The sequence below is a fragment of the Microbacterium sp. F1-18 genome (assembly GCF_052921305.1).
In genome coordinates, this window is the sequence record NZ_JBREVD010000005.1 from 176,145 (window position 1) to 189,148 (window position 13,004).

Annotated in this window: 19 protein-coding genes; 13 read left to right on the forward strand and 6 right to left on the reverse strand. The window is 69.4% G+C overall.

Annotated elements, in window-relative coordinates; translation table 11 throughout:
* Positions 1-57: 57 nt before the first annotated feature.
* Together ACU6RU_RS14410 and ACU6RU_RS14415 are read left to right on the forward strand one after the other, a co-directional pair.
* Entirely contained in the window at positions 58-309 is a 252-nt protein-coding gene (locus tag ACU6RU_RS14410; protein WP_147374392.1) for a hypothetical protein, read from the forward strand.
* Positions 310-370: 61 nt separating this feature from the next.
* Complete coding sequence (locus tag ACU6RU_RS14415; protein WP_120264170.1) at positions 371-688, forward strand: DUF7882 family protein; 318 nt, start codon at positions 371-373, stop codon at positions 686-688.
* Between the two features lie 31 nt (positions 689-719).
* Here ACU6RU_RS14415 and ACU6RU_RS14420 read toward each other — a convergent pair whose 3' ends face one another.
* The gene (locus ACU6RU_RS14420) at positions 720-1,064 is read right to left on the reverse strand and encodes a DUF7882 family protein (RefSeq protein WP_120264507.1); all 345 of its coding nucleotides are present in this window, start codon (positions 1,062-1,064) and stop codon (positions 720-722) included.
* Positions 1,065-1,153: 89 nt separating this feature from the next.
* On the opposite strand from ACU6RU_RS14420, the gene ACU6RU_RS14425 reads away from it, so the two are divergent.
* The 3 genes from ACU6RU_RS14425 to ACU6RU_RS14435 are packed head-to-tail and all read left to right on the forward strand — an operon-like array spanning position 1,154 to position 2,672.
* Positions 1,154-1,294 carry a hypothetical protein gene (locus tag ACU6RU_RS14425; RefSeq protein ID WP_183045352.1) on the forward strand — a complete coding sequence of 47 codons (141 nt, stop codon included), beginning with the start codon at positions 1,154-1,156 and terminating at the stop codon, positions 1,292-1,294.
* A gap of 10 nt (positions 1,295-1,304) precedes the next feature.
* On the forward strand, positions 1,305-2,189 hold the full coding sequence (locus tag ACU6RU_RS14430) for a transposase (RefSeq protein WP_446726894.1): 885 nt from the start codon (positions 1,305-1,307) through the stop codon (positions 2,187-2,189).
* 9 nt (positions 2,190-2,198) lie between these two features.
* Entirely contained in the window at positions 2,199-2,672 is a 474-nt protein-coding gene (locus tag ACU6RU_RS14435; RefSeq protein ID WP_446726895.1) for a glutaminase, read from the forward strand.
* 34 nt (positions 2,673-2,706) lie between these two features.
* On the opposite strand, the gene ACU6RU_RS14440 is transcribed toward ACU6RU_RS14435, so the two are convergent.
* From ACU6RU_RS14440 to ACU6RU_RS14460, 5 genes are all read right to left on the reverse strand, one after another.
* Entirely contained in the window at positions 2,707-3,750 is a 1,044-nt protein-coding gene (locus ACU6RU_RS14440) for a YihY/virulence factor BrkB family protein (protein WP_446726896.1), read from the reverse strand.
* A gap of 138 nt (positions 3,751-3,888) precedes the next feature.
* Positions 3,889-4,464, reverse strand: coding sequence for a DUF3618 domain-containing protein (locus ACU6RU_RS14445; RefSeq protein ID WP_446726897.1), 576 nt, complete (start codon positions 4,462-4,464; stop codon positions 3,889-3,891).
* Positions 4,461-4,877, reverse strand: coding sequence for a phage holin family protein (locus ACU6RU_RS14450; RefSeq protein ID WP_120264175.1), 417 nt, complete (start codon positions 4,875-4,877; stop codon positions 4,461-4,463). The genes ACU6RU_RS14445 and ACU6RU_RS14450 overlap by 4 nt, the downstream gene beginning before the upstream one ends.
* Positions 4,867-5,700, reverse strand: a complete 834-nt coding sequence (locus ACU6RU_RS14455) for a hypothetical protein (RefSeq protein WP_446726898.1) — start codon at positions 5,698-5,700, stop codon at positions 4,867-4,869. Before ACU6RU_RS14455 ends, ACU6RU_RS14450 begins: the two co-directional genes overlap by 11 nt.
* A 462-nt stretch (positions 5,701-6,162) precedes the next feature.
* Entirely contained in the window at positions 6,163-7,668 is a 1,506-nt protein-coding gene (locus ACU6RU_RS14460) for a DUF222 domain-containing protein (protein ID WP_446726899.1), read from the reverse strand.
* A gap of 215 nt (positions 7,669-7,883) precedes the next feature.
* Between ACU6RU_RS14460 and ACU6RU_RS14465 the strand changes: the two genes are divergently transcribed.
* The 8 genes from ACU6RU_RS14465 (at position 7,884) to ACU6RU_RS14500 (ending at position 12,983) form a co-directional block, all read left to right on the forward strand.
* On the forward strand, positions 7,884-8,171 hold the full coding sequence (locus ACU6RU_RS14465; protein ID WP_112617469.1) for a WXG100 family type VII secretion target: 288 nt from the start codon (positions 7,884-7,886) through the stop codon (positions 8,169-8,171).
* Positions 8,172-8,178: 7 nt separating this feature from the next.
* Complete coding sequence (locus ACU6RU_RS14470; RefSeq protein ID WP_120264178.1) at positions 8,179-8,487, forward strand: flagellar protein FlgN; 309 nt, start codon at positions 8,179-8,181, stop codon at positions 8,485-8,487.
* 9 nt (positions 8,488-8,496) lie between these two features.
* Positions 8,497-9,741 carry a hypothetical protein gene (locus tag ACU6RU_RS14475; RefSeq protein ID WP_120264179.1) on the forward strand — a complete coding sequence of 415 codons (1,245 nt, stop codon included), beginning with the start codon at positions 8,497-8,499 and terminating at the stop codon, positions 9,739-9,741.
* A 43-nt stretch (positions 9,742-9,784) separates the two neighbouring features.
* The gene (locus ACU6RU_RS14480; RefSeq protein ID WP_120264180.1) at positions 9,785-10,402 is read left to right on the forward strand and encodes a hypothetical protein; all 618 of its coding nucleotides are present in this window, start codon (positions 9,785-9,787) and stop codon (positions 10,400-10,402) included.
* The gene (locus tag ACU6RU_RS14485) at positions 10,399-11,028 is read left to right on the forward strand and encodes a hypothetical protein (RefSeq protein WP_289330305.1); all 630 of its coding nucleotides are present in this window, start codon (positions 10,399-10,401) and stop codon (positions 11,026-11,028) included. Before ACU6RU_RS14480 ends, ACU6RU_RS14485 begins: the two co-directional genes overlap by 4 nt.
* On the forward strand, positions 11,025-11,789 hold the full coding sequence (locus tag ACU6RU_RS14490; protein WP_446726900.1) for a hypothetical protein: 765 nt from the start codon (positions 11,025-11,027) through the stop codon (positions 11,787-11,789). Before ACU6RU_RS14485 ends, ACU6RU_RS14490 begins: the two co-directional genes overlap by 4 nt.
* A 177-nt stretch (positions 11,790-11,966) precedes the next feature.
* Positions 11,967-12,254: a WXG100 family type VII secretion target gene (locus tag ACU6RU_RS14495; RefSeq protein ID WP_112617469.1), complete on the forward strand. Its 288-nt coding sequence runs from the start codon at positions 11,967-11,969 to the stop codon at positions 12,252-12,254.
* A gap of 162 nt (positions 12,255-12,416) precedes the next feature.
* Positions 12,417-12,983, forward strand: coding sequence for a hypothetical protein (locus ACU6RU_RS14500; RefSeq protein ID WP_446726901.1), 567 nt, complete (start codon positions 12,417-12,419; stop codon positions 12,981-12,983).
* The last annotated feature ends 21 nt before the right edge of the window (positions 12,984-13,004 follow it).

Genomic DNA, 13,004 nt, shown 5'->3' on the forward strand with positions numbered 1-13,004 from the left:
GAGAAAGCCCGCGAATTGACATTCGTCAAGCGGTGCGACGGGTGACACGATGGGAACATGTGTTCCCACCCGGTGACCCCGACCGAGGAGCGCTTCGCCATCGAAGGTCAGGTGGTGACGTCGTTCTCGGGGGTCGTGGCGCGCCTGTCCGCCGCGCATCCCTCCCTCGCCGTCGTCGACGTCGAGCGCGTCGTCCTGCGCGAGTGGGAGGCGTTCAGCGCAGGAAGACCGGTCGTCGTCCCGATCGGCGTCGAAGAGGGGGCGGCTGAGATGCTGGCCGTCGAGGCCTCGGCTCAGATCGACGGTTAGCCGGTCGCCCTCGTACGGTCCGTCGTTTATCGGACCGTCTGTTGCGCGTTAGGCTCATCGCGTGGGCCGATTCATCTACGACACGCTGGGGAACTCCGTCGAGATCGACGACCGGACTCTGGCGCACCTGCGCATCGTCATCATGAACAAGCTGCGCCGTTCGGAGCCGTTCATGTTCGACATCGATCTGCCCCGCGGAGGTGAGCGTCGCAGCTACTGGATCCACCCGTCCGTGCCGCTGCAGTTCCATTTCTCGGGCAGCCGCCAGCCGCGGATCAACCGGCACTGGGTCGAAGAGCTGATGCAGGTCGCGAGCGGTCCGGCCGGTCTCACGATCGTCCCCGAGCCGGCCGAGGACGGCGCGCCCGAACTCGGCTGAACGGGCACGCGCCCGCTCGGACCCGCGTCGGTCAGGCGGTGGCGTCGTTGCCTGACTTCGCTACCGCGTCGGGGTCGTCGATGTGCTCGGTGACCACCATGATGCCGCCGGACGAGTTCGCGGAGTTCGCCATCTCCTCGACCCATTCGCGGCTGAGAGTGGTCGGCTCGGGGTCGTCGAAGGCGAACCTCAGCGGGATCGAGGGGTGCAGCCAGATGGTGCTGCGTCCCGTCGGTTCGCCGTCGGGGTGACGCCATGAGAGCGTGAAGCTCTCTCCGCGCCGCAGCTTGGTGGCGATGACGACCTTGAGGTGCGCCAGCGTGCGGTCGTCGATGTGGATCGGCGATGCGCCGTCTCCGTAATAGATGGTGCCCACGAGCACCACATTAAACCGCTGCGGGACGAAGCCCAATCTCATTGTCAAGGCCTCGACGCTCCGCGGATCGCGGAGAAAAGTGGAGGTCGATGACGATCGATTCACGCCCCGACGACGAGTTCGAGCCCAAGACCGCCGGCTCGCTCGACGACGATGTGTTCGCGGATCTCCCGGCCTTCGATGTCGTCGACGGCGAACTGATGCCGCGCGCTCCGAAGCGCGGTCGGTGACAATGGCGGGATGACGGCGAAGGACGCACCCAACGGCGACGGCGGGGACGCCGGTTTCGACGCGATCGCCGCCGAGCTGCTGGCGGTGCCGCCCGCGGACTTCGTCTCGGCCCGCAATGCGCGTGCCGCGGACGCGGCGGCGGATGCGGATGCGGAGCTGGCCGCGAGCATCCGGGGCCTGCGTAAGCCGACGGTTGCGGCGTGGGCGGTCAATCTGCTCAGCCGCGACGCGTCGTTCCGCGAGGCGCTCGAGCTGTCTTCGGCGTTGCGGGAAGCGCAAGACGACCTCGACGCCGCGGAGCTCGCCCGGCTCGGCCGACAGCGGCGTGCGCTGGTCGCCGCGCTCGCGCGTCGGTCGGCGGACCTGGCGGCGGATGCGGGCGTTCCCCTATCGGCGGCGGCCCGCGACGAGGTGCAGCGCACGGTCAATGGGGCCATCGTCGATGCCGTGGCCGGAGCGGTGGTGGCAGCGGGGCGGCTCGTCCGCACCCTCGAGCCCGGCTCGCTCGAACCCGAGAACCTGCAGGATCGCGTTGCCGGCTCGATTCCCGGCGCCCCCGACTCGGCCGGCGCGCCCGGCGGGTCACGAGACGATCTCGCCGAACGTCGGTCGCGGCGTGAAGCCGAGAAGCGACGGCGCGAGGCGCAGCGCGAGGCGAGTGAGGCCGGCCGTGCGCTGGCGCGCGTGGAGGAGCGCCGGGCGAGCGTGCGGGAACGCGCCGACAGGCTGCACGAGCGAGCGGAGGAGCTCCGACGCGACCTCGCACGGGTGTCGGAGGATGCCGAGCGGGCCGACGCCGCCGTCGACGAACTCGACGACGCGGTGGCATCGGCGCGGCAGACGCTGGCGGCGGCGGAGCGCAAGGTGCGGTCGGTCGGCGGCGAGGGTCAATAGCATCGAGGGATGGCGGATGCTGCGACCGAACTCATCGCCGATGCGCGCCGTCGGCTGACCGGCGTCGCCCGCGAGCGGCTCGGTGTCCGCAGCGAAGGACGCCGTCTTCTCGGTTTCGGCCGCGCCACCCGCATCCTGCCGGTCGGGGATGCGTGGCATCTCGGCGTTCTTCTCATCGCCGACGAGGAGGTCTTCGCGACAGGTGAGCTGCTGCGAGCCCGCGCCGAGGCGATCCGCGGCTACACCGCCGAGGCACAGCGTGCCCGGTCGGAGCGTGCTGCGGCGGCGTTCCGCGGCGGCTTCGCCGAGGGTGAGCCCGTGCACCTGGACTGGTCGCCGATCGATCTCGACGTCGTCGACGCGGGCGGTGCCTCGGGGCCGCTCGCGCGCGCCGAGGACGGTGTGGTGACGGTCGCGTTCGCGGCGGGGGCTCGGATGCCGCTTGCCGCCTACCTCGACGATCGGATCGCGCTGCTGCCCTGACGCGACCGGCCCGGACAGCAGCGCGGTGACGACGTCAGTCGTCCGATGTGCCGCCCGTCGCCCGCAGCCGCCGGGCCTCGGCGCGCTCCTCGGCCTCCTGCTTCGCGGTCTTCTCGATGCGGGCGGTGTCGCGGGGCGGCAGCTGGATGGTCTCCTCCGCGGGCATCCCGGCCTGCAGTTCGCGTCCGCGCTCGAGCTCGGCGTCGAACTCCGCGCCGAACAAGAGGGCGAGGTTCGTGATCCACAGCCACAACAGGAAGACGATCACGCCGGCGAACGACCCGTAGGTGCGCTCGTAGTTCGAGAAGTTCGCGACGTAGATGCCGAAGCCCGCGGTCGCAAGGGCGAGGACGACGATCGCGATGACGGCTCCCGCGCTGATCCAGCGGAAACGCGGCTGCTTCGCGTTGGGGCCGAAGTAGTAGAGCACGGCGACGAGAAGGATGACGATGAGCGCGAGCACGGGCCACTTGGCGATCTGCCAGATGAGCACGGCGGTGCTGCCGAGGCCGATCGCGTCGCCGATGGCTTCCGCCACGGGGCCGGAGACGACGAGAAGGACCAGCGCGACGACGACGAGCGCGACCGCGAGCAGCGTGACGCCGAGTTGCTGGGGCTTCAGCTTGACGAAGGGGCGCCCCTCGTCGATCTCCCAGATCCGGTTCATGGCGCGGCTGAACGCGCCGACGTAGCCGGAGGCCGACCACAGCGCGAGGACGATGCCGGAGACGAGGGCGAAGCCCGCCCCGGGGGAGGTGGCGATCTCCTCGATCGGTCCGCGCAAGGTGTCGGCGGCGCCGCCGGGGGCGACCTGGCCGACGATGTCGAGCACGGCGTCGGCTGCCTGCTGCCCCTGCCCGATGACGCCGAGGAGCGAGAACACCGCGAGAAGGCCGGGGAACGCCGACAGCACGGCGTAGTAGGTGAGCCCGGCGGCGAGGTCGGGGCACTGATCGCGGCTGAACTCGCGGACGGTTCGTTTCAGCACGTGCTTCCACGAGGGCTTTTCGACGTCGGTGATGGAGTCGGGCTTCGCGGGGTGCTCGGGGTCGAGTCCGGCGGTTCTCTGGTTGCTCATGTCTCTCCTGGGATCGTGCGCGCCGCGGGTGTCAGCGGCGGGGTCGGTCGGCGACGCGGGAAACGTGACCGTGCACCGGGCCGGCGGCGGATGCCGTCCCGGTGCACGGTTCATGCAGTGCTCGTGCTGCGACGGATGTCAGGTGCCGCTGACGTTGCCCCGGGCCTCCTGGGCGCGGTCGGTGACGGTCTCGACTCCGTCCTGCGCATCGCTCTTGACGTGGGAGACCGCCTCGGTCGCGGTGTCCTTGACGGCCGCGGCGGCATCCTGCACCGGCTCCTTCAGGTCGGAGCCGACCTGCTGGGCGACGCTCTTCGCCTCGTCGACGAGGGGCTGCGCCTGTTCCTTCACGTCGGCCGCGATCCCCTTCTCCTTCGTGGATGCCGGGATGAGCGAGGCGACGAGCAGGCCGCCGGCGAACGCCATCAGGCCGACGGCGAGGGGGTTGCCCTCGGCCTTCGCGCCCACTCTGTGCGCCGCGTCGGATACGCCACCGGCGACCGAGGAACCCGCGTCGTGGACCGATGAGCCGGCGTCGTCTGCCGCGCCCATCACGCGGTCGCGGAGGGACCCGAAAGCGCCCTTGATCTTGTCGGTCTGACGGTGGGCGATCTTCGAGGGCGTCACCTTGTCGACGAGGGCGTCGGTGTCTTGGCTCAGCTCGCGACGCTTGCGCTCGATGTCGGCGCGGATCGCTTCCGGTGAATCGGTCATCGGTTCTCCTCATTTCTCTTCAGTGCGTCGGGGATTTTGCCCAGGGTCTCGGCGGTCTGTGGGGCGCCCTGGACCTTCGCGAGCTGCTTGCGTCCGAGGGCGTACAGCACGGCCGCGATGACGCCCCAGATGACGGCGACGATGACGGCGGACCAGCCGAGCCCGACGAGGTGCCCGAGGGCCCACCAGAGTGCGATCGACAGGAAGAAGATCGCCATGAGCGCTGCGTAGCCCGCGCCGCCCAGCATCCCGGCTCCCTTGCCCGCCCGCGTTCCCGACTCCTTCAGCTCGGCCTTGGCCAGGTTGATCTCCTGGCGCATCAGCTCCGACAGGTCGCGTGTCACCTCGCCCAGCAGATCGCCGAGCGACGTGGTCGCCGCCTGCTGCTCGGAAGGCGTGGGGTTATCGGTCATCTCGGGTCTCCCCGATGCCCTCGGTGTACGGCTCGTCGGCTGTTCGGCCGAGCGAGCTGTCGTAGAGCGGAGTGGGCTCTGCGGCATCCGCCCTTGCGTCGATCGGCTCGTCGAGCGGCGCGCCGACGGGAGCGTGCGACGGCGCCGACGGCGCGGCGGGGATGCCGGTGGGCGCCGAGCCCGGCGTGCCGATGGGGTCGTCGAGTGGAGCGTTCACCGGCGCCGGGGACGGAGCCGAGGGGGCCGACGGCACACCGTCGGCAGTCGTGCCGGAGCTGGGAGCGGAGGCAGGGGCGGAGTCATGCTCCTCCCTCGCGCTCTCGGTGAGCGCGCGGGTGAGGCGACCGGCGACGACACCGGCGATCAACGCACCCGCGATGAACACCCCCGGCTTGCGCCGGGCGAAGCTCTTGACCTCGCTGACCAGCGAACCCGGGTCGCGTTGCGAGAGCCAGTCGGATGCGCCGCTCACGCGGCTCGACACCTGACGCACCAGGTCGGTGGCGATGCCGGGGTTCTCGGAGTTCTGCGCCAGGGAGTCCAGCTCGTCACCGATCGAGCGCAACCCGTCGGCGACGCGCTGCTGCTGCGACGCGGCCTGCTCGGTGAGCTGCTGCTTCGTCTGCGCATAGACCTGCTTCGCTTGCGACTTCGCCTCGGACGCGACACCCGCCACCTCGTGCTTCGCCGTCTCGACGACGTGGCCGGCCTCGGCTTTCGCGGTGCCGGCGACCTCGCCGGCCTCGTGCTTCGCCGTCTCCGCCGTTCCCGGCCCTGATCCTGCCTGTGAGCCGGACGCCGGCTCACCGTAGTTCTGCGACATCGGTTCTCCTCTCGGTACCGCTTTGCGTTCGTGGGGTGCCGATGTAACGCCTGAGTCCCGCGTCTTGCCCCGGGGCTTGACGTCGGCGACATGCTGTGGATGACTGGGTCCGCTGCGCCGGCTCGGCGCTGTCTCGGCACTGTCTCGGCGCGAACTCAGCCTGAACTCAGCGCGAACGGATGCGAGTTCGGACACCGGCCGGGCCCCGACGCCCTCGGCAGTGCGCTCTGGCACCCGGCAGCGCGCTCCGGCGCCCGGCAGTGCGCTCTGGCATCCGGCAGCGTGCTCTGGCATCCGACAGTGGGCTCCGGCACGCGGGAGTGCGCTCCGGCACGCGGGAGCGCTCTCTAGCAGGCGGGAGCGCTCTCTGGCAGGCGGGAGCGCGCTCCGAGGCTCGGGCGGCATCGAGGGCTGCGCCGCACGCCGTCGCGTCCCACGCTCATTCCGCCCCGCGACCCTGGATCAGAACGGTGGCGGACCCGGGTCGGGTGGGTCTGTGGTCGTGAAGGTGACGAGTGGTGGGGGTGCGTCTTCGCGGTAGACCCGTCCGGTGGGTGAGGTCCAGACGAGTCTCCCGCCGGTGAGTTGTCGTACGTGCCATCGGGTGTGGTGTTTGACGTCGTGGTGTCGTTTGCAGAGGTTCGCGAGGTTGCGCACGTGCGTCGGCCCGCCGTGGGAGGCGGCGATGGTGTGGTCGAGTTCGCAGCGGATGGCGGGTTGTCGGCATCCGGGGAACCGGCAGTGCCGGTCACGTGCCCGCAGGAGGCGGATCATCGCGTTCGTGGGCCGGTAGGTGTCGCATTCGAGCACGGTTCCGGTGACGGGGTGGGTGAGTAGTCGGTCCCAGGAGGTGGTGTTGCCGGCGAGTTCGCGTGCGGTGGCCGCGTCGATGGGGGAGCGTCCCGCGAGATCGGCTGGCCCTTCGTCGTGGCCCATCAGGGTGAGGGCGGAGACGCTGACCTGGACGTGTGCGCGGATCGCCCCGAGGGTTCCGTCGCCGTCTCCTGCGTCGGTGGGGTCGAGGGAGGGTGTTCCGGCGAGGAGGAGGTCGCTGAACACGTCTGCGCGGACCTGGTCGATGGTGCGGGCGTCGTCGACGAACGACGACCCGACGTGGATGGCTGTGTCAGCATCGGTTTCGGTGCCGTTTGCGTCGGCTCGGGCGGCGGGGATGTCGGGAGCAGCGCCGTTTGCGTCGGCTCGGGCGGCGGGGGTAGCTGGGGAGGGGGTGTTGCAAGCGGCGTCATTTGCGTCGGCTCGATTGGCCGGGATGCTGGGAGCGTCGTGATCCGACCGAGCGGTGATGATCTCTCGCGCCTGCCGAGTGAGCCGATCCACGATCCCGTCCGCGATGACGGTCGGCAGGGTCGCGATCAGGTCCGACATCCCGTCCGGCCCCGGCTGGACTCGCACGCACCGCCTCGTGACGGCTTCCTGATGTCGTTCGGTGAAGCTCCGCGGGTGCAGGCGCTCCGCCAGCATCCGCAGTGCATCCCGCACCCGATTCGGTGTCTCGCCCTCGCACTTCTCGACCGCGATCCGTTCGAACTCCTCGCGCGCTTCCGCCGGCACGATGCATCCGACCTCTTGGATCACCCGGACATGCCCGCGGACGATGCGGCCCGCCTCCCACGCGGCCATCGTCAGCGGGTAGTTGTCCACCAAGTCGCGGGCCTCGTCGATCCGGCGTTGCAGGGTGCGGTCGGTCGCAACGAACACCCCGGCCAGCTCGGCGGCGATGCCTCGCAACGCCATCTCCCGCGCCTTCACGCGCTCCGACGCGCCGAAAGCCTGCCGCTCGGCCAGCACACCGGCGGCGGCGAGCACCCGAACCTCACGAATCTGCGCCAGCCGCGCATCATCCGCCGCGCCCTCGGCATCCGCGACGAGCATCGCGAGCGCATCGACATCGCCGTCGCTGCCCATCCCGCTGCTCGCCCGCCGACCGAGCCCGCCATTCGAATACATGTTCTAATGTTGCCACAGGCCTCCGACATTGCGCCCCGACCATCCACCGCGCCCGATCCAAAGACCCGGACGGCGTGTGAGAGTCGGGTCGCCGGTGTCTGACGGGTGCGACAGGGTGGGGAGTTCTCCCCATCGACCTGGCGTGATCGGTGCCGGTAGGTTTTGGGTGTCGGCTCCGGAGGGGGGTCGGGACATCTACTTTCAGGAGGGCCGTCATGGCTGATTTCGGTGCGTCTTATGGCGAGATGGAGCAGGTTGCGAGTTCGCTGGCGCAGGCTCGTGATGACATTCAGGGTCAGCTGGACACCCTGAAGTCGCAGGTGGACACGCTTCTGGGCGACGACTTCAAGACGCAGCACGCGTCGGGCAAGTTCGGTGAGGGCTACTCGGAGCTGACGACGGGTCTGAAGAACGCGGTCGATGGCATCAACGACATGTCCGAGTCGCTGCTGGGCATGATGCGCGCGATCCAGGACCTCGACCAGCAGCTCGCGGGCAGCTGACCCGACGATGTCCGTTCGGCTGTCGTACGACGAGATCGGAGCGCTCTACACCAACCTGCTGGCGACTCAGACGGAGTTCGACAACGCTTCGGCGCGGGCGAGCGATCTCGCCGACGATATCGGTCGTCCGTACGATCGTGGAGAGCTCCGCGACGAAGCGAACACGTTCGAGAGCCAGTGGGACGATCGCCGCGGCAAGCTCAACGAAGGGCTGGAGTCGGTGATCAACCGTGCGAAGACGGTCCTCGAAGGGTTCGGGGACTTCGACCTCGAGTCGGCCGCTCAGTTGGCCGCGCAGATGCAGGAAACCGGGTAGGGCAGACAGATGGCTACGCATGAGTCACCACGCGGTCGACCGGTCGAGGTCGTCGTCGGCAACGCCGGGTTGATCAGCTCCCGCGGCACTCAGGTCGTGAACCTGGGCAACGCGATGGCGGACGCGGCGGCGCTGCTCGATCGCCTCGTGGCCGACGGTGCCGACATGGAGGGCTCGGCGATCGACAAGCTGCGCGAGGCCGGCGAAGAGGTCTATCGCGAGTTGGGACGTGCTGCCGACCTGTATGTGGCGGTGGGCCCCTACATCCGCGAATACGGTACAGCGCTGGGCGATGTCCAGGGGCGGATGCAGTCGAGCGTGCCCGCGGCGGACCAGGCGTGGGCCACCCTGCAATTGCGGCGCGAGCAAGCCGTCGAGGCGGAGAACGCGCGGGTGAATCAGACGAACTCCACGCCTTCCCTCGACCCGGGCGAGTCGGACGCCGCGCAGCAGCGGGCCGACGAAGACGCCGCCGACGCGCTTGCGGCCCGCAACGCCGCATACGACCTCTGGGAGGCGGCGGGCGAGGCGTTCGATTCCGACTACGACGCGTGGGAATCGGCCTTCGAGACCGCCGTGTCGGGAATCCGCAGTGCCACGCAAGATGGCGTGCAGGACTCGTTCTGGGACAACCTCGACGGTCTCGTGTCGTTTGTCCTCGACGTTCTCGCGATCGCAGGCATGGTCCTCGCGGTGCTGGCGCTCGTCGTGGGCGGACCGATCGTCGCCATGCTCGCCCTCGCTGTCGGGGTGCTCTCGCTCGTGCTGACCATCTACCAGGCGACCCGTGGCGACGCCGGTCCGGTCGAGGTCGGCCTCGCGATCCTCGGTGTCTTCCCGTTCGGTGCCCTGGGCGAGTTCGCATCCGGTGGCATCGGGTCGGGCATGCGCGCGTGGACGGGGCTGTCACGTGGCGGCCTGTCGGTCGCCGACGACGCCGCGCGGTGGAGTCTGAGTCTGAGCAGCGGTCTCCCCGACTTCGTGTCGAACATGCGCGGACTGGGGGGCAGCGGTGCGGGCTTCCTGTCGCTCGGCGGCAACAGCTTCGAGTTCATGTCGGACCTCGTGACCGGTTTCGACAACGATATGTGGCGGGTCGTCGGCGAGCTCGGCACGATGCCGCAGCAGGCCGCCTACGCGACGGATGCGGCGGGGACCTTCGTCGGCAGCGTCGCCAACATCTTCAGCTACGGCGAGAACATCATCGACGTCGGCGCCGGCTCGTTCCTGAACCTCGCGGATCTTCGGTGGTGAGTCCAGCCGGAACGATGCCGCTCGGCTGTGGCAGGGTGATCTCATGATGTCGTTGCGCGACGAGATGCTCGGCCGCGTGGCGTCTATCCCCGCGTTCCGCATGATGGGGCCGCCGGGGTGGGAGTTGCATGAAATGGCGCCGGAGGTCGAGCAGCAGCTCGTCGCCCGCGCGCGCGAGCGACTCATGGCCGCCCACCAGCCCGTTCTGTTCGCTCGGTTGGGCCCCCTCGTCACCGAGGCGTTCTCCTCGGCCCGCGCGCAGGGGGCGCGGTTCATGATCATGCCGGGATCCGACACTCCCACCGGTCTGCTGGCACCTGTCACGATCCTCGGCTCGTTGCAGCGCTCTTCACCATCGGCTCCGCTCGATGCGCGCGTGGCCGAGGCGATCGAGCACCACGGCGCGCGACCTCTCGGCGGGAGCCGCCATTTTCTTCGGTGGGAGCACCGCAAGCGGGCACGGATCGATGGCGATGAGGCCGATACGCGGACGCTCGTCTACATCACGCCGATCCCGGGCACCGGAAGATCGAGTGCGCTTCAACTGACGGCCACGATCGTGCAGCCGGTCGAACGCGACTCGGAGACCGATGCGCGCATCGCAGACTGGGTCGACATGATCGACGCATCGGTCGCCACGTTCGCGTGGGTTCGCTCATGATCGCCATCCGCCACGTCGACGATCCGGAATTCGTCGTCGCGTTGCCCAGCGACGAGATGGATGACGCCGCACGCTGGGACTGGGCTCGCGGGGCCGTTGCCGACACCGCGAGCAGACACGGCGCCGACGCCGTGCGATCAGATCTCGCCGTCGAGTTCGCGGCGCGCGCACAGGCGAAGATCTCGGGCGAGGGGGCGGCCGGCGTGCTGCTGTACGTACCGTCGTGGCGGGTCTGGACCGCGGTGCGCGTTGCCGTCAGCGACCTCGAGCCGACACCGCAGGAGGTCGAGGCCTTCGTCCGTCCCGCCGCCCTTCTGCCTCCCCAGGTTCGCGTGACCCCCGAGCTTCCCATCGGGCGGGGAGCATCGTCGACCGTTCTGGTGAGCGCGGACCCCGCACTCGGGGCGGTGCGCTGGCTCTTCGTGCCGCCCGGTCGCGGGATTCGTGTCGACATCACCCCGGTCGCGGCTCCCGCGGTGACGGCGACGGCCGCGTTGACCGAGGTGTTCCTCTCGACTGTGCGCATCGAGGGTGTCGACGGCGCACGGTCTGCGGCGTTCGAGCCGGAAAGACTCGCTTCGCCCCCCGATCTCGAGGGGCGAAGCTGGCCGGAGTGGGCATCGTGACGACGGGTCCGGCGGCGCGGTACGCGGCCACGCGGCGCACGTGGGAGCCGATCGACTGGTGGCGTCTCGAGGCGCGTGCGTGGCAGGAAGCGCCCGCGGTGCGACGGGTCATCGCTCTGTTCGCGCCGACGACGGTCTTTCGCGAGCTCGCCGCCCAGTCCGGGCGGAACCCGGTGGTGACGGTGCTTCTGCTGGTCTGGAACCTCGTCGGGCTCGGCGCGCCCGTCGTCGGCGCCGCGATGTTGCTCGGCTGGGTGTTCGGACGAGCGGATGCAGCGGCTGTCGGCGCCGCGGGGATCGCCTTCGCGGCCGGCGCAGTCGTCGCCGGCGCCGGCCTCGTGACAAGCGGTCGTGATGCCGGTCGTGTCGACGCCGGGTCCGCGCACGCGATCGGATGGGTTCATGTGCTGGCTGCCGGTGCCGCGTCGGTCGTGTCGATACTTGCCGTGCTCCAGAGCCAGGCGACAGGTGCCTGGGGGTTGGGGTTCATCATGCTCGATCTCGTCGTGGGTGCGCTGTACTTCGCGGTCTTCCGGCGGAAGCCGACCGACGGATCGGAGCGCTGGAAGCGAACGGTGGATCAGCTGGCAGCCGCCGTGTCGGCGCTCGACGACGACACCCGCGCCCGCATCCTGGCCGACATCGGCGACGCCATCGATGAGCTCGAGACCGCCGGCCGCATCCCGGAGTCCGTGGCCGCCGAGGCCCGGCAGACACCGCCCGGTATGCTCGGCGCGCGCTTCGCCCCGCGCAAAGCCTGATCGCCAGCGCGGCATCCTGCGCGAGACCCGAACGGTGTCTGCGAGTCGGTGCTCCGATGTCCGGTCGGTTCAACCGGGTGGGGAGTTCTCCCCATCGACCTCGGGTGATCGGTGCCGATAGGTTTTGGGTGTCGGCTCCGGAGGGGGGTCGGGACATCTACTTTCAGGAGGGCCGTCATGGCTGATTTCGGTGCGTCTTATGGCGAGATGGAGCAGGTTGCGAGTTCGCTGGCGCAGGCTCGTGATGACATTCAGGGTCAGCTGGACACCCTGAAGTCGCAGGTGGACACGCTGCTGGGCGACGACTTCAAGACGCAGCACGCGTCGGGCAAGTTCGGTGAGGGCTACTCGGAGCTGACGACGGGTCTGAAGAACGCGGTCGATGGCATCAACGACATGTCCGAGTCGCTGCTGGGCATGATGCGCGCGATCCAGGACCTCGACCAGCAGCTCGCCGGCAGCTGACGCCGGTTCGACCTTCAGCGGTGCGGGTGCGGATGTGCCCGGATCCGCACCGCTGAGTGATCGGCGATAGGGGAGGTCCGAGCACGGCCGACACATTGCCAACATCGTGGCCAATGGCGAGGTGCTGCAGTGATCTGGCGGAAAAAACTGTTCGGAGCGACGATGGTTGCCGCGGCGGCCATCGTCCTGACGGGATGTGGAGCAACGGTGGCGCAACCGACGGGCGACGAGCTGTACCAGGAGGCGGAGAGCCTCTACTTCGATTTCCGCGAGACGACTAACGGCGTGCTGGCCGTCATCAATGACGGGCCGTGGGAGGTGCGGACGTACGGGATGACGCCATCCGGTGTCGGGTGCGGCGACGGCTGGAAGTTCGACCTGACGCGCACGACCACGATCGACCCGGCAGTGGTCTCCGGCAAGCGCGAGGCCGTCGCGCAGCACCTGGTGTCCGAAGGCTTCGAGATCGACGGCATGGATCTCGAGTCGGGCGAGGTCGCGTCTACGGACGTGATCGTCCGCGAGCAGGGCGTCTACTCCCTGCTGACGGTGACGCTGGTCGACAACGGGAACGTCGTCGTCACCGCCACGTCGCCGTGCAAGCCCGGCGACAAGTTCGAGCTCAGCCGGATGCTGTTCGGCAAGGGCCCCCTGTCTGAGGGGTATCTCCCCGACCGGGAATCTCCCTCCGACCCCTTGTTCTTCGGCACCGACCGCGGCGAGCGCTGACCCCCAGCGGGACGTTCCACT